Annotated in this window: 21 protein-coding genes and 4 pseudogenes; 16 read left to right on the top strand and 9 right to left on the bottom strand. The window is 66.7% G+C overall.

What is annotated here, in order from left to right; all coding sequences use genetic code 11:
- Positions 1 to 7 precede the first annotated feature (7 nt).
- From GBRO_RS21770 to GBRO_RS21760, 3 genes are all read right to left on the bottom strand, one after another.
- Positions 8 to 472 (bottom strand): nuclear transport factor 2 family protein, encoded by a 465-nt coding sequence (locus GBRO_RS21770; RefSeq protein WP_012836013.1) that lies wholly within the window; start codon positions 470 to 472, stop codon positions 8 to 10.
- A gap of 31 nt (positions 473 to 503) precedes the next feature.
- On the bottom strand, positions 504 to 1388 hold the full coding sequence (locus tag GBRO_RS21765; protein WP_012836012.1) for an SCO6745 family protein: 885 nt from the start codon (positions 1386 to 1388) through the stop codon (positions 504 to 506).
- A gap of 67 nt (positions 1389 to 1455) precedes the next feature.
- Complete coding sequence (locus GBRO_RS21760) at positions 1456 to 2502, bottom strand: DMT family transporter (RefSeq protein ID WP_012836011.1); 1047 nt, start codon at positions 2500 to 2502, stop codon at positions 1456 to 1458.
- Between the two features lie 154 nt (positions 2503 to 2656).
- On the opposite strand from GBRO_RS21760, the gene GBRO_RS21755 reads away from it, so the two are divergent.
- Together GBRO_RS21755 and GBRO_RS21750 are read left to right on the top strand one after the other, a co-directional pair.
- A complete protein-coding gene (locus GBRO_RS21755; protein ID WP_012832538.1) occupies positions 2657 to 3730 on the top strand; it encodes an IS630 family transposase in 1074 nt (357 codons plus the stop codon).
- A 266-nt stretch (positions 3731 to 3996) separates the two neighbouring features.
- A pseudogene (locus GBRO_RS21750) lies at positions 3997 to 5091 on the top strand (ATP-grasp domain-containing protein).
- A 75-nt stretch (positions 5092 to 5166) separates the two neighbouring features.
- Here GBRO_RS21750 and GBRO_RS21745 read toward each other — a convergent pair.
- The gene (locus GBRO_RS21745; protein WP_041920768.1) at positions 5167 to 6567 is read right to left on the bottom strand and encodes an amidohydrolase family protein; all 1401 of its coding nucleotides are present in this window, start codon (positions 6565 to 6567) and stop codon (positions 5167 to 5169) included.
- 108 nt (positions 6568 to 6675) lie between these two features.
- Here GBRO_RS21745 and GBRO_RS25545 point away from each other — a divergent pair, with 108 nt between their 5' ends.
- The gene (locus GBRO_RS25545; protein ID WP_012836007.1) at positions 6676 to 6855 is read left to right on the top strand and encodes a hypothetical protein; all 180 of its coding nucleotides are present in this window, start codon (positions 6676 to 6678) and stop codon (positions 6853 to 6855) included.
- A gap of 119 nt (positions 6856 to 6974) precedes the next feature.
- A pseudogene (locus GBRO_RS21735) lies at positions 6975 to 7851 on the top strand (MFS transporter).
- A gap of 2 nt (positions 7852 to 7853) precedes the next feature.
- Here the strand turns inward: GBRO_RS21735 and GBRO_RS21730 are convergent.
- On the bottom strand, positions 7854 to 8408 hold the full coding sequence (locus tag GBRO_RS21730) for a TetR/AcrR family transcriptional regulator (protein WP_012836006.1): 555 nt from the start codon (positions 8406 to 8408) through the stop codon (positions 7854 to 7856).
- 120 nt (positions 8409 to 8528) lie between these two features.
- Between GBRO_RS21730 and GBRO_RS21725 the strand changes: the two genes are divergently transcribed.
- Positions 8529 to 9734, top strand: coding sequence for an oxygenase MpaB family protein (locus GBRO_RS21725; RefSeq protein WP_012836005.1), 1206 nt, complete (start codon positions 8529 to 8531; stop codon positions 9732 to 9734).
- 226 nt (positions 9735 to 9960) lie between these two features.
- Positions 9961 to 11235 (top strand): hypothetical protein, encoded by a 1275-nt coding sequence (locus GBRO_RS21720; RefSeq protein ID WP_012836004.1) that lies wholly within the window; start codon positions 9961 to 9963, stop codon positions 11233 to 11235.
- A gap of 19 nt (positions 11236 to 11254) precedes the next feature.
- On the opposite strand, the gene GBRO_RS21715 is transcribed toward GBRO_RS21720, so the two are convergent.
- Positions 11255 to 12862, bottom strand: coding sequence for an FAD-dependent oxidoreductase (locus tag GBRO_RS21715; RefSeq protein WP_012836003.1), 1608 nt, complete (start codon positions 12860 to 12862; stop codon positions 11255 to 11257).
- A gap of 2 nt (positions 12863 to 12864) precedes the next feature.
- On the bottom strand, positions 12865 to 13746 hold the full coding sequence (locus GBRO_RS21710; protein ID WP_012836002.1) for a DUF1295 domain-containing protein: 882 nt from the start codon (positions 13744 to 13746) through the stop codon (positions 12865 to 12867).
- Between the two features lie 97 nt (positions 13747 to 13843).
- Between GBRO_RS21710 and GBRO_RS21705 the strand changes: the two genes are divergently transcribed.
- From GBRO_RS21705 to GBRO_RS21690, 4 genes and pseudogenes are all read left to right on the top strand, one after another.
- A complete protein-coding gene (locus GBRO_RS21705) occupies positions 13844 to 14776 on the top strand; it encodes a TIGR03564 family F420-dependent LLM class oxidoreductase (RefSeq protein WP_041920765.1) in 933 nt (310 codons plus the stop codon).
- Between the two features lie 328 nt (positions 14777 to 15104).
- Positions 15105 to 15344, top strand: a complete 240-nt coding sequence (locus tag GBRO_RS21700) for a hypothetical protein (RefSeq protein WP_317629916.1) — start codon at positions 15105 to 15107, stop codon at positions 15342 to 15344.
- Positions 15341 to 15718 carry a hypothetical protein gene (locus tag GBRO_RS21695; protein WP_012835998.1) on the top strand — a complete coding sequence of 126 codons (378 nt, stop codon included), beginning with the start codon at positions 15341 to 15343 and terminating at the stop codon, positions 15716 to 15718. Before GBRO_RS21700 ends, GBRO_RS21695 begins: the two co-directional genes overlap by 4 nt.
- 9 nt (positions 15719 to 15727) lie before the next feature.
- A pseudogene (locus GBRO_RS21690) lies at positions 15728 to 16168 on the top strand (DUF72 domain-containing protein); the annotation flags it as partial.
- A gap of 83 nt (positions 16169 to 16251) precedes the next feature.
- On the opposite strand, the gene GBRO_RS21685 reads toward GBRO_RS21690, so the two are convergent.
- Positions 16252 to 17139: an LLM class flavin-dependent oxidoreductase gene (locus GBRO_RS21685; RefSeq protein ID WP_041920028.1), complete on the bottom strand. Its 888-nt coding sequence runs from the start codon at positions 17137 to 17139 to the stop codon at positions 16252 to 16254.
- 68 nt (positions 17140 to 17207) lie between these two features.
- On the opposite strand from GBRO_RS21685, the gene GBRO_RS21680 reads away from it, so the two are divergent.
- The 4 genes from GBRO_RS21680 to GBRO_RS21665 all read left to right on the top strand — a co-directional run bounded on the left by GBRO_RS21680 (position 17208) and on the right by GBRO_RS21665 (position 19654).
- Entirely contained in the window at positions 17208 to 17660 is a 453-nt protein-coding gene (locus tag GBRO_RS21680) for a hypothetical protein (protein WP_012835995.1), read from the top strand.
- The gene (locus tag GBRO_RS21675; RefSeq protein WP_147290676.1) at positions 17636 to 18022 is read left to right on the top strand and encodes a hypothetical protein; all 387 of its coding nucleotides are present in this window, start codon (positions 17636 to 17638) and stop codon (positions 18020 to 18022) included. The genes GBRO_RS21680 and GBRO_RS21675 overlap by 25 nt, the downstream gene beginning before the upstream one ends.
- Before the next feature lie 210 nt (positions 18023 to 18232).
- Complete coding sequence (locus tag GBRO_RS21670; RefSeq protein WP_012835993.1) at positions 18233 to 18949, top strand: MspA family porin; 717 nt, start codon at positions 18233 to 18235, stop codon at positions 18947 to 18949.
- Between the two features lie 39 nt (positions 18950 to 18988).
- Positions 18989 to 19654 (top strand): MspA family porin, encoded by a 666-nt coding sequence (locus GBRO_RS21665; protein ID WP_012835992.1) that lies wholly within the window; start codon positions 18989 to 18991, stop codon positions 19652 to 19654.
- 93 nt (positions 19655 to 19747) lie between these two features.
- On the opposite strand, the pseudogene GBRO_RS25540 reads toward GBRO_RS21665, so the two are convergent.
- Positions 19748 to 20621 (bottom strand): annotated as a pseudogene (locus GBRO_RS25540) (carboxypeptidase regulatory-like domain-containing protein); the annotation flags it as partial.
- Positions 20622 to 20730: 109 nt separating this feature from the next.
- On the opposite strand from GBRO_RS25540, the gene GBRO_RS21650 reads away from it, so the two are divergent.
- Together GBRO_RS21650 and GBRO_RS21645 are read left to right on the top strand one after the other, a co-directional pair.
- Positions 20731 to 21684: a MetQ/NlpA family ABC transporter substrate-binding protein gene (locus tag GBRO_RS21650; protein ID WP_012835989.1), complete on the top strand. Its 954-nt coding sequence runs from the start codon at positions 20731 to 20733 to the stop codon at positions 21682 to 21684.
- Complete coding sequence (locus GBRO_RS21645; protein ID WP_012835988.1) at positions 21681 to 23030, top strand: LLM class flavin-dependent oxidoreductase; 1350 nt, start codon at positions 21681 to 21683, stop codon at positions 23028 to 23030. The genes GBRO_RS21650 and GBRO_RS21645 overlap by 4 nt, the downstream gene beginning before the upstream one ends.
- Positions 23031 to 23043 lie beyond the last annotated feature (13 nt).

Here is a 23043-nt window from a genome sequence, read left to right as displayed (position 1 = left end):
GGCGGACTCAGGTGTGGATGGCCGCCCCGGTGCGGACCGTGAAGCTCGGTACGTCGGCGAGTTTCATCGTCGCCTCGTAGGTGCGGTCGTAACCGGTGGCGCTGATCCGCCAGCCGTCGGGGGTGCGGCGGTAGCGGTCGTCGTAGAAGGCGGCGCCGATCAGCATGAACTCGAAGTCGGGCACGATCACGCGATCCTGCAGGTACCAGCGGCCGGACGCCTCGTCACCGCCGATCTCGATCTCGGGGTGATCAACGCGATGCTCGGTGATCACCGCGGGCCCGACGTTGGCACGCATGTAGCCGACGAGTTCGTCCCGATTGCCGAACTGCAGGCTCTCCCCGTAGTTTCCGGTCACGTCGTCGGTGAGCGTCGCGGCAAACGACTCCCAGTCCTTGGTGTCGAGTGCGCGCAAGTAGCGGTACTTGAGGGTCTTGATCGCGGCGATGTCGTCGTTGAGCACCCTCCACATGTACTGCGCGCGGCATTGATTCGTGGCCGAATCAGCCCTTCTTCTTGGTTCCCGGCAGTACCCCGGCGTCGAGGACCGCTTTGACGAGCGGTCGGGTGCGCGTCACGAGGTCACTTGCGCCGGGCACCGACCACACCGATTCGCCGAGCGCGTCGGTGGTGGCCTCGATGTCGTCGTAGACCGCGGCACCGTCGGCGGTGAGGACGTGACCGTCCTCGCCGCGGTCGATGAGACCTCGGTCGGCGAGCCGCGCGACGCTGCCATCCCAGTCGTCGTCGGACCAGCCGCGGGTCAGTTGCACCATCTTGCGGCCGAGGACCCGACGTGTGACGGTGGGGTCGGGAAGCTGCGCCTCATGGAAGACGACGGCGTCGATACCGTGCAGACCGTTGAGCACGAGGGCGGCAATGTGGTTGTCGCCGCGCCATTCTCGCAGCACGGCGATCGCATACCAGAGCGCGACGACCGGCGATTCCGGAGGTGCCGCGGCCGCCCAGCCGGCGGCGAGGGCGCGCCCGCCCAGCGGCAACCCGACGGCCAGATCGCGATAGCCGGCGGTCAGCTCGGCGATCGACGAGTCGTCGGCGGCATCCCCGAGAATGGCACGCAACTGCTCGTCGAGCATGGCGTCACGACGTGCGGTCACGGTGTCGAGGCCGACGCCGAGCGCAGCCGTCCACGCCTTCGAGATGAGGTCGGGGGAGAAGTTGTAGAAGGTCGACGCCACCACCGACGGCACGCAGGAGCCGAGCGGCGCCCCGCGAGCGCCCACATAGAAGGCGTGCGGATCGAGCGCGGTGTCGCGGAAGGCATCGCCGAGTCCGGGATTGAAGTACGCGAGAACGTGGAACGGTTCGAGGGTTTCGTAGGCGGTGCGGGCGGCGGACGGCGTGGTCTTCTCGACAGACGAGGTCATGGGACAACAGTCTCGACCCGATGGGCCGGTGTCAACCGCACTCGATGGCGCAGCGTTGTCGTCCTGGTCAGTCTTGGTGTTCGCCGTCCCGCGGCACGAACCGGATCGGCATGCCGAACGGGTCGAGAGGCAGATGGTCGACGTCGCACGTCTCGACGTCGTCGTTGTCGCGGGCGGCGTCCTCGTCCTCACGGCGTCCGCGGCGCCACCCGCCCTTCATCGGCGGTGCCTCGCCGAAGTGATCCGGATCGCCCGAGCCGTACCAGGCCACGAGCACCGCACCGATGACGGCGCCGATGAAGCCGACGATCGCGAGCCAGCCCAGACCGGGTTCGGCGGTGTCCCCGAGGAACAGCACGCCCACCAGACTCGGTCCGGCGGTCTCGCCGACGACCAGGACCGCGGTGACGCCGTTGACCGCACCGAGTTGCAGCGCGACGGTCTGCACGAAGAAGCCGGTGGCGCCGGCCACGGCAATGGTCCACGCCGCCGGATCGCTGATCAGGGCGACCCCGTCGAAGGGATGTACACCGTCGAGGACGCGGACGGCGATCGCGATGACGCCGAACAGGAAACCCGCGGCGGCACCGCCGACGATCGCGCCGTGCTTACCGAGGCGGTACACCGCGAACAGCGACAGCGCGCACAGGGCGAGCGTCGCGAAGAACAGGCCCCAGTGCAGGGATCGTTCCTGGCCGCCGCCGGTGTGATGCGACGACGACACCCCGAGCAGACACAACGACAACACGACGAGCCAGATCGCGATCCAGTCGCGGGTGTGCAGGGCAATGTTGAGCATGATCGTGCCGAGCAGGGCGGTGACCACCAGGTTTGCCGACACGATGGTCTGGGACAGGAACAGCGGGAGGAACCGCGCGGCGATGGCGCCGCCGGCAAAACCGATGACGACCATCGTCGTACCGAGGATGAACGCGGGGTCGACGAAGGTCGACAATGTGGACTGCAGCGTGGGACTGCCGGAGGCGTTGGTGTGAGCGTCGCCCTCCTCACGCGCCTCGTTGGCCACACGACGGGCACCGAGCGCACGCAGCACGGTCGACATCCCGTAGGCCACCGCAGCCAGGCACGCAGAGATGACGCCGACCAGAAACATGACCCGCCTTCCGCATTACACCGACAAATCTGCAGCTCACCGGGTATATCGAACCCCCGCGCCGACTCAGCTGCGTGGACCGCAAATCGGACACACCTGAGCTCAAGCTAGTGGTCCGGGGGATAAAATAGTTTACGTTTGATAGTATGTGGGAATGGTGAATCGTGCTGCGGCTCCGCTGTTGTTGGTTGATGGGGATCGGGCACGGTTGGAGGGGTTGGTGCGGGCTTCGACGACGCCGGCCGGTCTGACGCGGCGGGCTCGGATGTGTTTGATGTCAGCCGATGGAACAGCGAAGGCCGACATTGCCGCGGTGGTGGGGGTGTCACGGCCGACGGTCGACAAGTGGCTGCAGCGCTACCGGGTTGGTGGGGTGGAGGCGTTGGTCGATGAGCAGCGCTCGGGGCGCCCGACCGAGATTGACGAGTCCAAGATCATCGCCGCCACCTTGCAGCGGCCACCGAAATCTCTGGGAGTCACCCACTGGTCGGCCCGCTTGTTGGCGCCGCGGGTCGGGGTCGATCACACCACGGTCTCGCGGGTGTGGCGCAAGTACAAGGTCACCCCCTGGCGCAGCGAGACGTTCAAGTTCTCCAACGACCCCGACCTCGACGCCAAGGTGGTCGATGTTGTTGGCCTGTATATGAATCCGCCGGAGAATGCGATCGTGCTCAGCATCGATGAGAAAAGCCAGATCCAGGCTCTCGACCGCACTCAACCGACGTTGCCGATGGCGCCGGGGCACTGCGAGCAACGCACGCATGATTACATTCGTCACGGCACCACGACCTTGTTCGCCGCACTAAACATCGCCACCGGCGAGGTCACCACCCAATGCAAACCGCGTCACCGCCATCAAGAGTTCCTCGCGTTCCTCAAACACGTCGCGAAAACCTATCCCGACCACCACCTGCACCTGGTCATGGACAACTACGGCACCCACAAGAAAGCCGAGGTAAAGGACTGGCTCGCCCAGAACCCCCGGATCACAGTGCATTTCACACCGACTTCCGGATCCTGGATGAACATGATCGAGGCCTGGTTCGCCATCATCGAACGCCAAGCGATCCACCGCGGCACCTTCACCAGCGTTCCCGACCTCGTCGCCGCCATCCGCCGATTCGTCACCAGCTGGAACACCCGCTGCGAACCATTTGTGTGGACCAAACCCGCGAATGAAATACTCGACAAAATCAAACGTAAACGAATTTCAAACACGGGCCACTAGCAAGACAAACGATCCGGGGTGTACTCACTATTCCGCCCCCCGCATATCTCATCACGCCCCCGGAGCCGGGTGGCACGCAGGGACACCACGCCCGCCGTGCGTTCCCAACTCACCAGGGCATGTCTCCTGATCCCTCGCAGTGGAATTGGGAGACACGCCCTAGACTCGCAGCAGTGCACACCTTCCGCCGCGGGCACACCCCCGACCCCAAGCGCATTCTCATCACCTTCGGCCGATCGTTCCTGACTCTTGAGCTGGCCCGGCTGATGGCCGCGGGTGGCCATCACGTCACCTTGGTCGACAGCATCCCGATCGGGATCGGGCGGTTCTCCAAAGCGGTGTCCGGATTCCACAAGGTGCCGCCGCCGAAGTTCGCCCCGCGCGAGTACTGCCACGCGCTGGCGCGCATCGTCGCCGCCGAACGCATCGACCTCGTGATCCCCATTCATGAGGAAACCGACATCATCGCGATGATGATGGACATCTTCCCGCCCGAATGTGGGCTCTTCCTCTCGGATTTCGAGCTCGAGAACCGGCTGCATCACAAATACGAGTTCCAGCGGTTCCTCACCGAACGCGGAATCCCGACGCGCAAGTACGCGCAGGTGGTCGGACCCGAAGACGTTCCCGCGCTGGATTTCACCGAGCCCTTCGCGCTGAAGAAGGTGTACTCGCGCGGTTCGCAGAAGGTGCACAAGGTGTTTCCCGGTGACGACCTCTCCGGCCTCGATCACGATGCCGACAACCCGTGGATCGCCCAGGAGTGGGCGTCCGGCGACAAGTACTGCACCTACTCGGTGTGCCACGAGGGCCGCATCCGCGCGCATGCGACCTACCCCGTCGATTATGCGATCGACGGCAGCTCGTGTCTCAACTTCACCTCGGCCCGACATGACGGAATCTTCACGTGGGTCAAGGATTTCGTCGCCGACATCGGATTCACCGGCCAGATCGGCTTCGACTTCATCGAGGATGCCGACGGTCTGTTCTGCATCGAATGCAACCCTCGTGCCACCAGCGGCATCATGATGTTCGCCCCCGAGGACGGAATCGACCGGGCATTCCTCGATCTCGACCCGGATGCGCCGGTGATCGAACCCGCCGCCGACGTGAACGAGATGATCGGACTGGGCATGCTGCTCTAGGGTTGGCGACGAGAGTCCCGCCGGGACAGGACGATTCGCCAGTTCTTCCGTGACTTCCGAGGCTCCGACGACGTGATCACCTGTCAGGGAGATCAGATGCCCGCGGTGATGCTGCCGATTGCCTATGCGGGCATCCTGCGCAGTTGCGTTCGGTACAAGGTGGGTCTGGCCGAGGGGTTCATGCACGATCACGAGTGGGACGGGCATCGGCTCTGAGCCGGATCGAGATGCGCGACGGCGCGTGCGGAGGGCCGCGGTGACGGGTGAGTCGTGCGCAAACGACGCTGGACTCTACTCGCCGCCCACGCGGGAGCCCGCCACATAGACCTGCGCGATCGCCGGTTCCCGCAGCCCCATGAGCAGGGTGAACAGCAGCTGATCGCGGGCCAGTGCGGGATCGTCGGCGCGAATGCCCTGCCGCAGTGCCTGTTCCAGCGGTGGCCAGCGATGCGGTTCGATGACGAGGAAGTCGGCGTCCTTGCCCACGTCGAAGTTCCCGAACCGCTCTTCCATGTCGAGTGCCCGTGCCCCGGCGAGGGTTCCGGTGAACAGGAGTTCGGCGGGGTGCAGCGAGACCGACGCGTCACCGGGCTCGGAGATGTGGACCTTGTAGGTGTCCGAGAGCACCTGCGAGATCAGCCATTCGTCACCGGCACCGACGTCGCTGCCGGCCGCGACGGTCACCCCGGCTGCGGTGGTCCACTTCCACGGCATGGTGCCCGAACCCAAGAACAGTTGGGAGACAGGGCAATGCGCGATCGACGTGCCGGTGTTGGCCATCCGGTGCAGTTCGTCGTCGGAGCAGTGCACCGCATGCGCCATGATGGTGCGGCGCCCCAGCAGACTGGGGCCCCCGACGGCCGATCCCGGCAAGAACCTGCCGTCGTAGGTGTCGAGATAGGAGTCGACACCGAAAAGTGCTTTCACGGAATCGATCTCACCGTCGCCGGGTCGATTGTTCTCGTTGAGGTGGCTGTGTACGTACACGCCGCGGTCCCGCACGTCGTCGTAGAGCTCGCCGAGTGAGCGCAGCGTGTCGGTGGTGACCGACAACGAGAACCGGGGGACGAGCGCCACCTGCAGGTGTGCAGTCCGCGGGTCTGCGGTGTCGGCGCAGTGCCATCGCGCGATCTCATCGGCAGCCAGCGCGATCGCGTCGGATTCCGAGGTGAGCAGCGCGGCCGCGGACTCCGGGCCGACGGTCTGTATCCCTCGTCCGCTGACGATCCGCAACCCCGCCCGCCGGGTCTCGGTGAACAACGCATCCTGGGCGGCCGGGAAAGCGGACCCGAAGACCATCGCCGCGGTGGTGCCGGTGGCGATCCGCCGCGCGGTGAAATCGCGGGCCGCCTCCCGCGCGAAGGAGGGGTCGGCCAGGCGTGCCTCAGCCGGAAAGATGCATGTGTTGAGCCACTCCAGCAACTGCCCGCCGCCGTAGGCGTCGACGGAATAGGTCTGCGGGAAATGGATGTGGGTGTCCACGAAACCCGGGAGGAGATAAGCGGATTCGTGCTCGACGACGGTCTCGCCGGAGCGTTGCGGGCGCGTCTCGGCCGGACCGCAATAGACGATGGTTCCGTCATCGTCCACCACGAGCGCGCCGTCGGGAATCTCCACCAGAGCAGCCGCGGCCGCGTCGACGGTCGGCGACCCGGCGACGTGGAAGACATGCCCGAGATGTGTCGTGCTCACCCGCACCACACAAGCACAGGTTGCTCAGATCGGCCGGATGAGCGACGCCCAACGGATAAGGAGTAAACTTCCCGTCACATGTACGCGACAAACGCATGAGGAGCGACGATGAAACGCAGGATCACGGTGGGCGTCGCCACTCTCGCCGCCGCTGGCGGTCTGGCCGTTGCCTCTCCGGCAGTCGCCTCCGCCGCACCGGTCCAACCGACTCCGGCGGGCGCCTTCGGGTCGGTGTCGCTTTGCTTCGGTATCCCGATCGGACCGGTCACAATCTCCGTCTGCATCTGACCGCACACGCGGTCGGTCGCCGTGAGTTGCGGCAATGCCCGTGACGTCGTGCGCGCGGGTCGTACGCTTCTCAAGTGACCACCACCGTCGACGCCGGTACCGCGCCGCCCCGCGCAGGTCTGGTCCTGACCGCGCTGATCCTCGTCGCGGGCGTGGCGAACATCAATCTCGCGGTGGCCAACGTCGCGCTCCCCGACATCGGACGTGAGCTCGACGCGTCGTCGACCCAGCTGAATCTGATCGCTGTCGGATATTCGCTCGGGCTGGCCGCGTCGGTGCTGTACTTCGGCGCGCTCGGCGACCGGCACGGCCGCAAGATGACGGTGATCCTCGGCACGGGGCTCACCATCCCGGCCTCGCTGGTGGCAGGCCTCGCGGGCAACGTCGAGGTCCTCTTCGGAGCACGGGTCGTGGGCGGTGTCGCCGCCGGACTGGCATTGATTCCGTCCGATCACGGCGACGACGATGCGAAGGTCGACAATCTCGGAGGCCTGCTCTCGATCGTGATGGTCGGTGCCCTGGTCCTCGCACTGAACTTCGCACCCGAATCCGACATGCGCATGACGGTGTACATCCTGGCCGCGATCGCGATCATCGGAATCGGCTGTTTCGTCTACCGCCAGTTGCATGTTCGGGTTCCGCTGTTCGATCTGCGCCACCGCCGGCTACGCCAATCACCTCCGCGAGTCCATCGCGTCGTCGCCGAATGCGGATCAGGTCACCAGTCAGACCGAGACCGCGCTCACCAAATCCTTCTCCAGCGCAGAGGTTCTGGCCGAACGCTATCCGCAGTACGCGGAGCAGATCATCGCCGCGGCGCGCGATGCCTTTGTCCACGGTGACACGCTGGCCTACGGTGCGGCCGTGCTGATCGTGCTCGCCGGCGCGGTGGTGGTGTTCCTCGGCTATCCCCGGCGCGATCACGAGCGCGCGCTGATGAAAACCTATGCGGCCGAGAGCTTCTCCGACGGGGATTCAGATCGCGCGAGCAGCTGATGTCACGGTGCCAGTGCCGCCAGCAGCATGCGCGCCGCGGTTTCGATGAGTGCGCTGCGGTCGGCCTGCGGCGGACGTAATAGGGCGATCCGCAGGCACATGCTGGCGGTGGCGCCCATCGTGATGAACACCAGGTCGTCGATCGCGGCGTCGTCGAGGTCGGGGCGCAACCGCATCGGGAGGATGCGGGCAAGGGGCAGCAACGGCGCCTCCACCTCGGCCCAGGCGTCGCCGAGTTCGGTGTCGCGGGCTGTGACCGATGCCCGCAGCACGGCACCGTGTTTCTCGAAGGCCGACGTGAGGGTTTCCACGACCGTGACCATCGCGGTCATCGGCTCGGCGTCCATCGCCCGGCCGATGCCCGACGCGAGGGAGGCGGTGATGTCGTGAACGGCGGCGAGCCGAAGCTCCTCGACGATGGCATCCATGTCGGCGAAGTAGCGGTACACCGTCCCGATGCTGACGTGGGCGTGCCGGGCGAGTAGCGCGGTCGTCGGTTGGCGGGTGGCGTCGCCGGAGAGCAGGTCGAGTGCAGATGTGAGGATCTGTTGTCGCATCGCATGTGCCCGACGCTGGGTGGGCGTGGTTCGTCCACGTTGAACTGCCTGTTTACGACGATCCTCAGGGCCCATCAAAAGTGAATAGTAACTGAGGATTCCTCGTGTTTCCATGGAAGTATGGATCGTCAGCCTGCCACGACGCAGACCCACACGCGAGGAATCCCGACCGCTCTCGTCCGGGCCGACCTCGCGATCGACCGCTACGGACGCGCCGGACACAGGTGGCTCGACGCCATGTGGGAGGCCGACGACCTGGCCGACGCGGTTGCCGCCGACGAGTTCGCCGGCGGATCGGCCACCACGGCGGTGCGGACAGCGCTCGCCGACGGGATCGGCGCCGTGCTCGATGCCCCTGCGTCGCTGCGTGCGCTCTTCGCCTTCCTCGACACCGAGCCCGACTGGCTCGACCATGATCGCCTCGACCGCGCCGCCGACGCGCTCATCCGGCACACCGCGGCGCTCGGCATCGTGCTCGGCGCGGCGTCACTGGTCCGGGGTGCGGGCAACACCATCGCCGGCAAGCCTCTCGCGGTGACCGGGCGCTACGTGTCACAGCCCGCGGTGCGCTCGGTGGAGGTGGGAGAGTGGCTGCGGCAGGTGCTCACGCCCGGTGGGATGCGCCGGGGCGGAGACGGTTTCGCCTCCACGGTGCGGGTCCGGATGATCCACGCGCACGTGCGGAAGATGTTGTGGCGCAGCGGTGATTGGGATGAGGAGGCCTGGGGCGTGCCGATCCCGCAGCCGTACATGGCCTTCACGATGGCGGAGTTCGGCCACATCGCACTCGACGCGATGGAGAAGCTGGGCGTCCGGTTCTCCGACGACGAACTCGACGACATCTATCACCTGTGGCGCTACGTCGGTCACGTCGTCGGCATGACCGAGGATCTCAATCCGGCCTCGGCGGCCGATCATATCCGTATCGAGGAGCTCTACCGGCTGACGTCACCCGGCCCCGGGCCCGATGACCGCGACTTCGTCGTCGCACTCACCGACGACTACCTGGTCCCCGAACTCGCCAATGTGCTTCCGGGGCCACGGAAGTGGCGACGCGCCACCGCGACGTCGTTGATGCACGGGCTGCAGCGCGTCTTCATCGGCGACGACGATGCCGATGCGCTCGGCATCCCCGACACCCGCCTCAAGCATGTACTCGCCCGCGTCGGCCCGGTGCTGTCGCTCGTCGCGCCCGTTCGCCGGACGGTGTTCGGTGGCCGGCAGGCGCTCGCGGAGCGGTCGTATCGGATCCGCGACGACGAGATGACCCGGATGCGCGCGACCTACCGGGTGACGCACGACCTCGTCGACGCCGCGCCGCGCTGACCGTCGACCGCCCACCAAACCTGGGGGACGGTTTCCTTCCCCTCCGTTTCGCCGAGCCCGGCTGAGACGATTCGACGTGTGCGTCTCATCACATCGACGCGTGGTCCGGCCCGCCAGAAATGAGCGTTTAGCTGCGCATTCGCGGCTCGCAAGCGACTGCGATCGGCTTTGACGGCGCGACTTACCGCACGGTAGGTTCCGCTGCGCCAGAGAGGAACCCCCCGACATGCTCACGTCTGCCTCCCGTTCGCGCCGACTTGCCCTGACCGCCGGACTCATCGCCGTATTGGCCGCGCTCCTGGGCACGTCCCTGACCGCGGCGCCGGCGTCGGCTGCCGGGTACGAACGGTATCTCGACCTCCCCCTCACCAACCGCTTCGCCGACAAACACGGCGGCGGGGTGAACAAAGCACTGCCCACCGATCTGGCCCAACTCACCCGACTGGTGACCGCGGCTCGCGCCTCCGGCATCGACCCGCACCGTTACGCCGCGCTGCTGTTCCAGTACCGGCTGGTGCAGGCGACCACCGGCGCCGGGATCGACCTGGCCGGATGGAATCCCGACCAGGGCTTCCATGCCATGCGCGGCAACATGATCAAGTCGTACCGCTACTACGAGGACCTGCAGATCAATCACGGCAATCTGCAGTGGGCCGGAATGGCCGGACTGGTGGGCGCCGACTTCGGCGGCGGGATCGCCGATGTCGTGATGATGAGCGACATCTACGCGATCCGCGGCCTGCAGCCGCTCGCCGCCCAGATCATCGAGGCGGTCACACGCGTTGCCGGTCCCGGCTTCATCGGCATCTTCCCGAAGGGGCTGCAGACCCTGGCCTACAGCGCCGACAAGATCACGCCCGCCGACCTCGCCTGGTTCTCCAAGCGAATCCTGGTGATGCAGAAGGCCATCTTCTCCGACCTTATGCCGCTGCACGTGGCCTACGTCCGCGACGGGCTCACGGGGATCGACGAGTTCGGCCGCGCCGGTCTCATCGACGACGGTGTGCGCAATGCGTGGCGCGACATCGCATCCGGTGATCGCACCCGGGTCGCCGCAGGCAACGAGACCCTGCTGCGTCGTGAGCAGTACAACGTGGTGGGGTGGCAGTTCGACGACGTCCGCAACTACCGCAAGGCCGACGGGGTGCACGCGGCGCTGACCTATGCAATGACGCTGGCGGGTTCGCCGTCGATCGCCGGGGTGCCCGCGCTGCGCAACTTCATCCCGTTCACCTACACCACCAAGCTGGCCGATGGCCGTACCCTGAACGTGAAAACCCCGATCGCCGACTGGGATTGGTCGGTGTTCGACATGCGGTGGCGCTACGTCACCACCGAGTTGCTCCCACGCTACGCCGACATGGTCAACAACCGGTTCGGGCAACTCGTCGCCACCATGAAGGTGCCGTACGAGACCCAGTTCGAATCGCATCGCCCGGTGTTCAACCTGCACAAGATCCTCGGTGACGCCGCGGCACACACGGTGGTCGACGTCCGCTGAGCCGGGTGTGGGCCCCGGGTCACACCTCCCGCAGGCAGTAACCGATGGATTCCGGCTGGGAGAACGACCATTTGGTCTGCTCGGTGGGGCAGGTGACGGATTCATCTGCGCGGGTGACGGATTCGGCGAAGATCGTCGACTCCTCGGCGGTGGCACCGCAGTCGACCTTGCGGTAGTCCACCAGGCTGCCACCCGACAGCGGGATCTGGTAGCACGCCGCGGCGTCGAAGTTCGGTGTCATGCACAGTTTCTGGTCGCCGTCGGCGAAGGACAGTGTCGAGGTGTTGGAGCCGGAGCATTCGGCACTCTCGGCGACGATGGCCGCCGCATAGAAGGTCAGGTCGTCGTTTCCGTCGCAGCTCACCTTAGTGGCCTTGACCTTTCCGTCGTCGAGGGTGTCGCCGATCTGCAGGCATTCGCCCACGGCGATGTCGTCGGCGTTCTCCACCGCATCGCTTCCGCCGACGCTGAAGTTGCAGGCGGCGAGCAGGGTGAAAGCCATACAGCTCAGCGTCACGGCGCCACTGCGGGCGACCCGCGAGATTCCGCGCCGAACGATCCACGGCCACAACACCGTATCGATCGACCAGGCCGGGAATCGGATGTGCCGGCCGGTGGGCGTGAACACCTCGAGACCGTCGCGCTGTGGCCCGAGGACCGAGCCCCAGCGGCGTCGGGGCGGGCGGTAGTCACGCAGCGGACGGTCGGCGAGATAGGCGCGGACATTGTGGGCGACGAGGCGGTCGGCACGGTTGCGCGCCGACGATCGCAGCGGATCGGTGGCGGCGACGTCGCCGACGGCGAACACGTTGGGATACGCGGGGATTCGGAGATTCGGATCGACCCGGACGAACCCGGCGTCGTCGAGCACCTCGGCGGGCAACCATTCGGTGTTGGGGAGTGCTCGGCCGACTGCCCAGATCACCACATCGGCGGTGGTGTCGGCCTGGCCGGTGGTCCAGCCGATGGTGTCTCCGCCCAGCCCGGTGGGCACACCGTCGACGGGGAGTCGGGCGCGATGGTGGGGATGCAACCGGACGCCGGCGTCGAGCAGCCGCCGCCGGACCCGTCGCCACGTGCGCGGGTGGTGCCCGAGGAGTGCGTCGGCATGCGGAAAGTACAGGTCGACCTGTTTGTCGGGCCAGCCCACTGCGATGTTGGCGGCTGCGCTGACCGCTGAGGCCCCGCCACCCACCACGGCCACCCTCGCGGCCTCGCTTATCCGCTGATGATCTTCGCGCAGAGTACTTGTCACGTCGTCGGCCGTCTGTATTCCGGGCGTGCGCCAGAAACCGTTGCGTGCGCCCGTGGCGATGATCAGGATGTCGAAGTGTTCGGTCGTGCGGGTGCCGTCGGGCCGCATCATCTCGATGGTGCCGGTGTCGAGGTGGGCCGCGGTGATCTGGGCTTGCCGAATGGACACCCGGTCGAGACCCCGATATCGGTGGTATCCCAGGGCGTACTCGCGCGCCCATGCGTGCGGCCGCGCGAGACGCATCCCGAGTTCCTGCCCGCTGATCAGGCCGGGTTTGGGGGAGATCCCGACGACCTCAGCGGACTGGGAAAGGTGTATGGCACACAGTGTTCCGGTGTCCCCCAGACCCGCCACGACCACCCGGGTCCCCATCTTCAGGTCCCGGCTCTCGCGCGCGGCGGCCGCGGCACGAGCATCGACACCCGATCCATCACGCCGGCGTAGGCGGGCCGTCGCTCCAGGCTGCGCTTCTCCATCATCGGGATGCTGGCGCCGAGGAACATCGCCAGCATGGCCGCGGTGCCGGCGAACATCCACCACCAGCGCGAAGGCATCGCCGCGAGACCGAACAGCGCGAGCCCGAACCAGAATCCCAACTCGCCGAGGTAATTCGGATGCCTCGACCATCCCCAGACACCGCGATCCATGACCGCGCCGGGCTGGGCCGTACTGACGAAGAGCTGGAGCTGACGGTCCGCGACGGTCTCGAGGACCACGGCTGCCAGCGTCACGGCGAAGGCCACCCACGTCAGCCATCCCAGCGCGTCGCCGTGGGTGAGGGCCACATAGACCGGGACCATGCCGAGGAACACCTGAAGTGTCGGAATCAGGTGGATGGCAACGAAATCCACGACGAACTCGGCCCGCCCGGCTCGCTGTTTGAGCATCGGGTAGCGCCAGTCCTCGTGGTGTAGACCGGGAAAGGTGCGGACCCAATTCGCGGTGAGGCGCACTGCCCAGATGGCAACGACGAGCGCGATCAGCCAGCAATGCCACGCGTCGAGACCGACGGGCCCGCGCGCCCACCAGTACACCACCAGCAGCGGCGGGATCACGCTCCAGTAGGCGTCGTAGAAGCTGGAGTTGTGGTGCACCCGGCTGAAGGCGAAGATGACGACGGTGGCCAGCACGTCGGCGATGAGCGTGTCGAGCCAGAGATGGTCGGTCGCCGGTCCCCACATCAACCAGGCGAGACCTACGCCGACGGCGATCACGTAGGCCAGGCAGATCCACCGGAATGACGACGCTCGTGACACCCTGTCGACACTAGTGGCGTGTCCGAAGGTTCGGATCAGTATGGATGTAGCGGCGCCACGCGGTATGGACGTGGCTCGGCGTGCGGTTGGCACCGGCATGAACTCCCCGGTGATCGGCACGTCGCTCTGGTTTGCGCAGCCCGAGAATGCAGTCGACGAGACGATCGTGCGCGCCCAGGTGGCCGCCGATGCCGGCCTCGGCAAGGTCTGGCTCGGGCAGCGGTTCGACTACGACGCGATCACCCTGACCGCGTTGATCGCCCGAGAGGTATCCGGGATCGGGGTGGGCGTGTCCGCGGTCCCCATCTTCAGCAGACATCCCATCAACGTCGCGGCGGCCGCCCAGACCGCGCAGGCCGCGTCGCACGGCCGCTTCGAACTTGGATTGGCGCTCGGTGCCGCACCGTTGATCGAGGGCACCTACGGTGTGGATTTCCGCCGCCCGGTGCGACGCCTCGAGGAATTCCTGACCATCATCGGGAGTTTGCTGCGCACCGGGTCCAGTGATTTCCGCGGCACCGAGATCAGTTCCACCACACCACTTCCCACCGGTCTGCCCGGTGCGGAACCGGTGCCGCCGATCCTCGTCGCCGCCCTGGGTCCGCGCGCCCTGGAGGTGTCGGGACGATTGGCTGACGGAATCCTGCCGAATCTCGCCGGACCGTCGGTGCTCGAACAGCACATCGTGCCGGTCGTCGCCACAGCCGCCCGGGAGTCCGGTAGACCGGAGCCGCGGATCGTGCCCCTCGTACCCGCCCTGGTCACCGACGATCCCGCCGCAGCCTTTGACCAATTGAGCACTGCCACGGCACTTTACGACACGATTCCGTCCTACCGGCGGGTCCTGGACCTCGGCGGCCACACGCGCGCTGCCGAACTCGGACTGATCGGTGACGCCCGGCACGTCGCCGACGGACTGCGTCGCTACTTCGACGCCGGGGCCACCGAGATCATCCTGACCCAGACCGCGACACTGGGGCCCGACGCGGAGAAACGCACCTGGGAGGCCGCCGCCGGTGTGGTCGGATGACCTGCACGGACACGGTCCGGCCGGGTGGGAGCTGCGCGACTCCACGGTGGTCATCGGCCTCGGGACCGGCCCGAACCCTTGAAGTCGGCCGTACCCGCCCGTAGGGTGAGACACAGCGGTTCAGCCACCAGCTGCTGGCAGGCGAGGCCGGTACCTGATCGACCTCGCGTCACCCCAACCGGGACAGCAGGTCGCGTCGTGAGCAATCGGGTTGATTTTCAACCACATTCACGACTCTCACTCCCATCGGTGGCTTGCGGTCGGTTCGGCAAGGAGGCGACCGAGTATGTCGGTATGCAGCGTCTGCGGAAACGAATACGCGCGGACCATGACCATCATCGTGGACGACGGAACGCAGCGAGTCGAAGCAGTTTTCGACAGCTTTGAATGCGCGATCCACGCCATGGCGCCACGGTGCGCACACTGCGGTTGCCGGGTCATCGGGCACGGGGTGCAGGCCGGCGGAACCACCTTCTGCTGCGCGCATTGTGCACGTCAGCTCGGTGTTGCCGACGTCGCCGACCGGGCCGATCTGTCCGACCCCGGACAACGAAGGATCTTCCAATGAAACACACAACCGACAAAGCCCGGACAGACCGGTCACCATCGGGGTCACAAACCCGTGATCGGGGCTCGGTCGATCATCGACGAGCCCCACATGCGCGCGCGGTCAAGGCAATCGGCCTGGCCGGCTATCCCACACTGATCGCCGGGGTGCTGCTCATCGTTCTCGCCGTCGGCGCAACGGCGGGGAACATGGCACTTGCACCGTGGCTCGGGTTGGCGGCCGTGCTGGTCACCATCATCGCCGTCGCACTCCTGGTGATCAGCCGTCGACTGGCTGCCTCCGACGGTGAGTCCCGAGTTCAGCAGGATCCCTTGCAGCCCGAGGTGACCGAAGAAGAGGAAGAGCTCTACCGCGAGCACTATCGCGGCGAGTGACGACCTCGGATGCTGCACATCGGCACGTCGGGCTGGCAGTACCGAGACTGGCGCGGCCATCTGTACCCGACGGTCCTACCGCAACGAAAGTGGTTGCGCCACTTTGCTGATGAGTTCAGCACGGTAGAGGTGAACACCTTTTACCGACTGCCGAAACGCTCGACCTTCGCCGAGTGGGCCGGTGAGCTGCCCGCGGGCTTCACCATGGCGGCCAAGATGAGTCGGTATCTCACCCATGTCCGGCGGCTGACGGACCCCGCCGAGCCGGTGTCACTGTTCCTCGATCATGCCGACGGGCTCGGTGATCACCTCGGCCCCGTCCTGATCCAGTTGCCGCCCAACCTCAAAGCCGACCCGACGGCACTCTACGACACCCTGCGCCGATTCCCGTCGACCGTCCGCGTGGTGGTGGAACCCCGCCACGATTCCTGGTGGAGCGACGAGACCCGGGCGGAGCGGCCGTCGACAACGCCCGCACGACGCGACGCCGCGCGCGAGCCCGGGGGATGAGCGTCCGCTAGAGGCGACGACGATCAGGCGAACTCCGCCGCGACCTCCGCGGCGATCGCGAGTTGCGCGAGATCGGTGCTGGTCGGGATGAGGACCACCTCGTCGGTGCCGATCGCCGCGAACCCGCGCAGCGTGGCCAATAGGTCGTCGGCGCTGCCGGACCAGCCGGTGGTGGGGGCCATGGCGTCGACGAAGTCCGCCGGGATCCAGTTCATGTAGTGGCGCAGGTGCCGGTGGATCTGCGCTCTGCCGTCGTCGCCGAAGGCGAACCAGAACGACGTCGCGAGATGCGGTGCGGGCTTGTCCTGTGCCGACCACGCAGTCCGTGCGATGTCGAAGAGTTCGCCCTGACGGTGCAGATCGAGGTCGAGGGTCACCCCGGCCACGCCGGATGCCCATGCGGCTGCGTGGCGAATGGTCTTGGGGCCGGTGGTGCCGACGTGCAATTCCGGTCCGCCGGTCTGGAACGGTGCCGGTCCGACCGGGAGGACCGAGTCGGTGAGCCGCGCCCCGCTCCACACTCGCCGCATCGTCGCGGCGGATTCGGCCAGCGTGCGCATGTTCTGCGTGGTCACGTCTGCGCCGACCGCCCGATAGTCCTCGTGGCGGCCGCCGATCCCGAGCCCGACGGTGAGCCGGCCGCCACTCAGGACGTCACCGGTCGCCAGCGCTTTGGCCAGCATCACCGGATCGTGCAGTTGCGGGACGATGACCGTCGTCACCAGCCGGACCCGATCCGTCCAGGCCGCCACCGCGCCGAGCAGGGTGAGTGCCTCCGGGTTGTCGAAGGCGATGCGTTCACCCCAGCACAGCGACGAGAACGGCCCCTCGTCGATGGCGTGCGCCCACGTCCGCAGGGTGCTGGCGTCCAGACCCGGTTCCATCACCGGCAGCGTCATTCCTACTCGCATTCGGTGAGCCTAGCCGGACGTCGCGCACGGGTAGTCTGCACTGCGGGCGACCGGGCGGGATCGGTCGGATGGAACTCTTCCGGGGGATGATGACCGAGATCGCAGACGCACTCGCGGAGCTGGGCGCGCGGTTCCACGGTGTGCGTGCCACCCTCGCCGAGATAGGGGACGCCGACGCTGCGGCCCCTCCGGTGTTCCCGCATGCGGGAATCTCGCCGCTGGGGCTGTGGGCGCCACTGGCGTTGCTCGCTGGAGCGGCCGGCGCTCGGAACGGCCACGTCACGCCGTCACCGGGGCGGGCGCGGGAGGTGTTGTTCGCGATGATGCGCAACCCGCACCCGGGCGCGCGCCTGTCGGTGTCGTTGTCGCTGAGCCGTGAGGTCGATGACGAGCGGCTCGTCGAACTGCTCGGTGATGTCGTCGACGCCGGCCAGATGGCGTCCCACGGAATTCCGTTGAGCAGCAACATAATTGCGCACTCATACCGTCGTGGGTGGTGGCCGAGACCTACGACATCATGACGTACGGGCTCGGCTACTGGGGTGTGCTGGCCGAGGCGCTGAGTGCTCGCCTCGGTCCGTCCCGTGGCGCTGTCTGCGCGGGGCAGGCCTCGCAGTGCTGGTTCGGCCGCGACGGCTTTGCCGCCACCGCGTTGACGGCGGCGCAGATATCCGGTTCCAGCGGGTGGCCGATCGCGCTTCCGGCGGAGCGGCTCGACGTCGTCTCGGGGTCTGCGCCGAGTCCGGTGGGCGGCACACTGGTGGAACTCGAATATCATCATCCGTTTGCGGTGGTGGTCGCCACCGCGTCCGAGGCCGCCGGTCATGTCTGGCGGGGGCTGCCGATCCACGTCGTATGGGTGACGCAGGCGTGTGAACCGTAGCCATCTGCCGATGCCCAGGTTGTCCGAACCGTCCTGATTGTCGAGTTATGCTGTAGCGCAACAGATTAGTGAGTTCAGGCACTTTGCCTCACGCGGTACTGATCGACGGCCGCCCGCCTCGCGCTGTTCACCATCTGTTCCCCCGCATCACAGTACGCTTCGCCCGACGTCGCCGAAGCCGTTGACCGACAGGATATTTCGAGAGAACACATGAGCACCATCGAGTCATCTCTGCGTGGCCGTGGAACGCGCATCGGGCGGGGTCTGGCCGGCCGGGCCGCACTCGTCGCCTGGGTGTCGGCAGCAGCTGCGGTGGGTGTCTGTGCGAGCGTGGCAGCCCCCGCGCACGCGGACGCCTTTGTGCGGCTACCCGGAGGGACCGCGCACGGAGCGGGGCTCACCCTGACCCGCAGTCACGAATCAGCCCAGATCTCACCGTCGTTGGCTGCCAACGGACTCGGACGGACCGCCTGGGTCAGCGCCGACATCACGTTGGCCGCACCGAATCTGAAAGCATCGCCGGCCGGACCCAACAACGGTCCGCTGGGCGAATCGACGGCCCCGGGTACTGGGGGTACCTCCACCGACGGCGCCGCGGCGACATTGTCCGCCGGCTACATCGTGGGGTGTCAGGTCAACGTCAACGGTGTCACCACCGGCGTCACCGGGAGCATCAACTCGACCGGCGTGCCCAGTGGTACGGGCACGCTGAGCGTGCCGATCACGCCCGGGCAGGTCGTATTCGTCCAGATCGACTACAAGGACGTCGAGAAGGCCGGCACCTACTACTTCAACTACGACCGTGTGCAACTGCAGATCCAGAACTGTGCCGGTTACGCGCAGGCCCGGTCCTATGTGACCGTCGAGACCACCGGCACCGACCATCAGAAGGTCAACCTCTACGGCAAGCCGTTCTCCATCGGCTGACGAGACCGCCACCCCATTCACGAAGACAGTAGGGAAACAATGAAACTCAGCTTCAAGCGGCTCGGCCTCGCCGGAGGCGCGCTGATCGCCGCGGCCTGCGCCACCCTCGCCGTACCGGCGACCGCCGGTGCCGACGTCCATGTGGTACTTCCGTCCCAGACCGATCGCCTCACCATGGGAGACGGCACCGTCGTCTCGGTGACCAGGACCGGGGAGCGGGCCATCATCAACCCGTCCCTCGGCGGTACGCCGCTACACCGCAACGCGTGGGTCTCGGGCACCTATTCGGTGCACACCAGCAAGGACGCCAAGAAGATCAAGATCCAGGCCGGTTACGTGGTGGGCTGTCAGGTCAACATCTCGGGACTCACCAACTCGGGCAACGAAAATGGCTCTGTTCCGTCCACGGGCACACCGACCGGCGCCGTCGGTGGCGGTGCGACCATCAGTGTCGGCCCCGGGCAGGCGGTCAACTACTACATCAACGATGTCGAGAGCGCCGATGATTGCGGCAACCAGAAACACTCGCCGAAGGTGACCTACAAGAGCACCGACCACGCTCGTCTCGGCTACACCAACGAAACCATGCAGATCAGTGGCTGCGCCGGCTACGCGCAGGCACGGTCGATGGCGGTGGTCTACGTGATCACCAGCAACGCCGAGCAGGTCCTGACCTTCTACGGCAAGCCGTTCAGCCTCGGGTGATCCCCTCTCACCACCTGGGTTGACGTGGAATACGGTGCGCGGCACATCTTCTCGGGATGTGCCGCGCACCGCTGTGTCGGGACTGCCTAGCTGTCAGAACTGCCGTGCCGACGGGCGTTCGCCGCCGAGCCCGATGTCGACGCTGGTGCGTTCACCGGCGATGACCCGGGCCTGCACCGCGGTCGGCTCGTACATGTTGGCGACCAGGGTGAACTGGGCGTCGGTGAGCCCCTCGATGCGGTAGCGGCCGTCGTCGTCGGTGGTCACCGACGCGACGATCGTCTGATCGGGGCCGATCGCCGAGACCGTTGCCCCGACGAGCGGTGTCCCGTCGACGGTCCGCACATGACCCTGCACGCCACCGGTCGCCGACAACACGATCTCGACCCCGACGCGGTCACCGCGACGGTGTCGCCGACCGTGAGACCGGTGACCGAGAACGTTCCGTCGGGCTCGGCCTGGGACCGGGCGATCCCACGCCGGACTGGTCGGTCACAACGAGATTCGCCGGCAACGGTCGGTGAGCGTCGCGCACCGTGCCGCGTAGCGAGGTCCCGCCTGTCAGGGTGAAGTCGCGTCGGAACACCAGATCACCGGCCACCGAGACGGTGATCGCCGGATCGGTGGCGCGACCGCCATCGCCCGCGGTGATGAGGCCCGCGATGCGGGGCCGCTCCGTCCTGGTCACCGCTTCTCCGGCCGACGTCAGCCGATGACGCGCCGGCTGCGACGGGCTCGTCGATTCCACCCCGTTGACCAGCTCCGCGGGTGTCCCCACCCCGGCGTCGGCGGCGATGGCGGCGAGTTCGGCGCCGACGGTCTCGGGCACCACGGCCTTGCGGGGTCCGCCGGTGAACAGCGACGCGATGGCGCCGAGCACACAGCAGATCAGCGCGAACGTGAACGCCGCGGTGAGGCCGTCGGAGAACGGATCACTGATCAGGTGCGGGAAGAACTCCAGCCCGGTGGGACGAAGCGGTCATCGTGTCCATTCTGCCTGGTCTGATCCAAATGGTTTCTGTGTGCGGACGATTCGTTCAGGATTCTTCGAGCTACCCGACCACAGAGGAAGTTCCATGCCGCAGACATCGCCGGAGACCACGGGGAAATCGACCACCGGGCCATCGACCACCCTGGATGCCAACACCAACGGGTTCGACATCGTCCGCCCCAAGCGCTGGCCGTGGGTCGTGGGTGTGTTGGTGATCGCCGCACTGGTCGCCGGGTTCGTGATCTACCGCAACGCCGGCGGCTCCGAATCGGCGAACACGACGGCCGGGGCCACGTTGAATGTGGTCTACCTCGATTCCAACCCCGCCGAGCAGAAGATCATCGAGTATGTCAGCAACAACATCGCCGGCGGCTACGGCATCAAGGTCGGAGCGGTGGGTCTCGGTGACTCCAACCAGATCAACCGTGCCGTCAGCGACGGCACCTACGCGGGCACCATCTTTCAGCACCGGCACTGGCTACAGCAGGTGCTCGACGCCAATCCCGACTTTCACGAGGAGGCGGGCACCGGGCCGATCTTCCACTGGGTGTTCGGCATCTGGTCGGACAAATATGCGACGCCCCAGGACATTCCGCAGAACGCGAAGATCTCCCTGCTCGCCGACCCGGCCAATGAGGCCCAGGGGATCTGGTATCTGGCGCAGGCGGGACTCATCACGCTGCGGCCCGGTGCCGACGTCACCGCGCTGACCCAGCGCGACATCGCAACCAACCCCAAGAACCTGCAGTTCACGCTGCTCGACTTCGGCGCTCAGCCGCGGTCGCTCGCCGACCTCGACGCCATCGTCGGCTATGCGGAAAGCTTTCTGGCAGCGGGTGTCCCGGAGGACAAACTGATCTTTGCGCCGAAGTCGCCCGACGAGTTCGCGTCGATACTCACGGTGGGAAGCGACTACACGGGGACCGACAACATCAAGAACCTGATCAAGGCTTTCAACGACCCGCGGGTACAGCAGTTCATCGCCACCGACCCGGAGGTCAAGAAGCTGGCGCTGCCCGCGCAGCCGGTGACGGCATGACCGAGCGGCAGTTGCACTTCGGTCTCAATGTCCTCTCCGATGGGATGCACCCGGCGGCCTGGCAGTTCCCGGACAGCGATCCCAATTCCTTTGTGGACCCGTCCTATTGGATCGGAATCGCGCAGCTCGCCGAGCGGGGCACGCTGGATGCGATCTTCCTTGCCGACTCGCCGTCGCTGTTCCAGCCTCCGGATGCACCGCTGACCGCGCCGCCGCTCGCCGTCGACCCGATCGTGCTGCTGTCGACGCTGGCGTCGGCGACCAGCCATCTCGGCCTCATCGGTACGGTGTCGACGTCTTTCGAGGAGCCCTACAATCTGGCGCGGCGGTTCGCGACGCTCGATCACCTGTCGCGGGGTCGGGCGGCATGGAACGTGGTGACGAGTTCGGACCCCTACGCCTGGGACAACTTCGGCGGACCGGGACGCGACGACGCGGCACCCGGCCGTGCCGACCGCTACGCCCGGGCGGCCGAATTCGTCGAGGTGGTCACCGCCCTGTGGGATTCCTGGGACGACGATGCGGTATTGGGGGACAAGCACTCTGGTGCGTTCAGCCGGGTGGGTGCCATCAACCCGATCGGGCACCGCGGCCGGTTCTTCCGCGTCAACGGGCCGCTGACCCTGCCCCGCGGACCGCAGGGACATCCAGTGCTGTTCCAGGCCGGTGGCTCGAGCAGTGGTCTGGATCTGGCCGCGCGCTACGCCGACGGCGTCTTCGCCGCGCAGGCGTCGCTCCCCGACGCGTTGCGCAATGCGGAGGAGATCCGAAGGCGCAGTGTCGGTTACGGGCGGCCACGCGATGCGGTGCGGATCATGCCGGGGTTGTCGTTTGTGCTGGGCAGCACCGAGGAGGAGGCGCGTCGCCGCAACGACGAGCTGAACGCGCTCGCCGGTGAGCGTCGTCTGGCCCATTTCGTCGGACAGCTCGGCGTCGACCCGGGTGAGCTCGAGTGGGATGAACCGCTGCCGCAGTGGCTGATCGACGGTACGCACGCGTCACCCGGGTCGCAGGGCGCCCGCGATATCGTCGTCAACGTTGCGCGCCGCGAGCGGCTCACCGTGCGCGAACTCCTGGAGCGGGTCATCAGTTGGCATCGGCTGGTCGTCGGATCACCCGAGCAACTCGCCGACGCCATCGAGGAATGGTTTGTCGCCGGTGCCGTCGACGGCTTCAACCTCATGCCCGACGTGTTCCCATCGGGGCTGGAGTTGTTCGTCGACCACGTGGTTCCGATCCTGCGAAGGCGCGGCCTGTTCCGACACGAGTACACCGCCACCACGCTGCGCGGACACCTCGGGTTGGATCGGGTGCCGGATCGGTCGCGGGTGGAGCGGGCGGGCTGAGCTGGTTCGCTTA

The organism is Gordonia bronchialis DSM 43247, assembly GCF_000024785.1.
In the GTDB taxonomy this organism is placed as follows: domain Bacteria; phylum Actinomycetota; class Actinomycetes; order Mycobacteriales; family Mycobacteriaceae; genus Gordonia; species Gordonia bronchialis.
The sequence above is the reverse complement of the archived record's forward strand: the minus strand, read 5'-3'. Positions and strand labels throughout refer to the sequence as shown.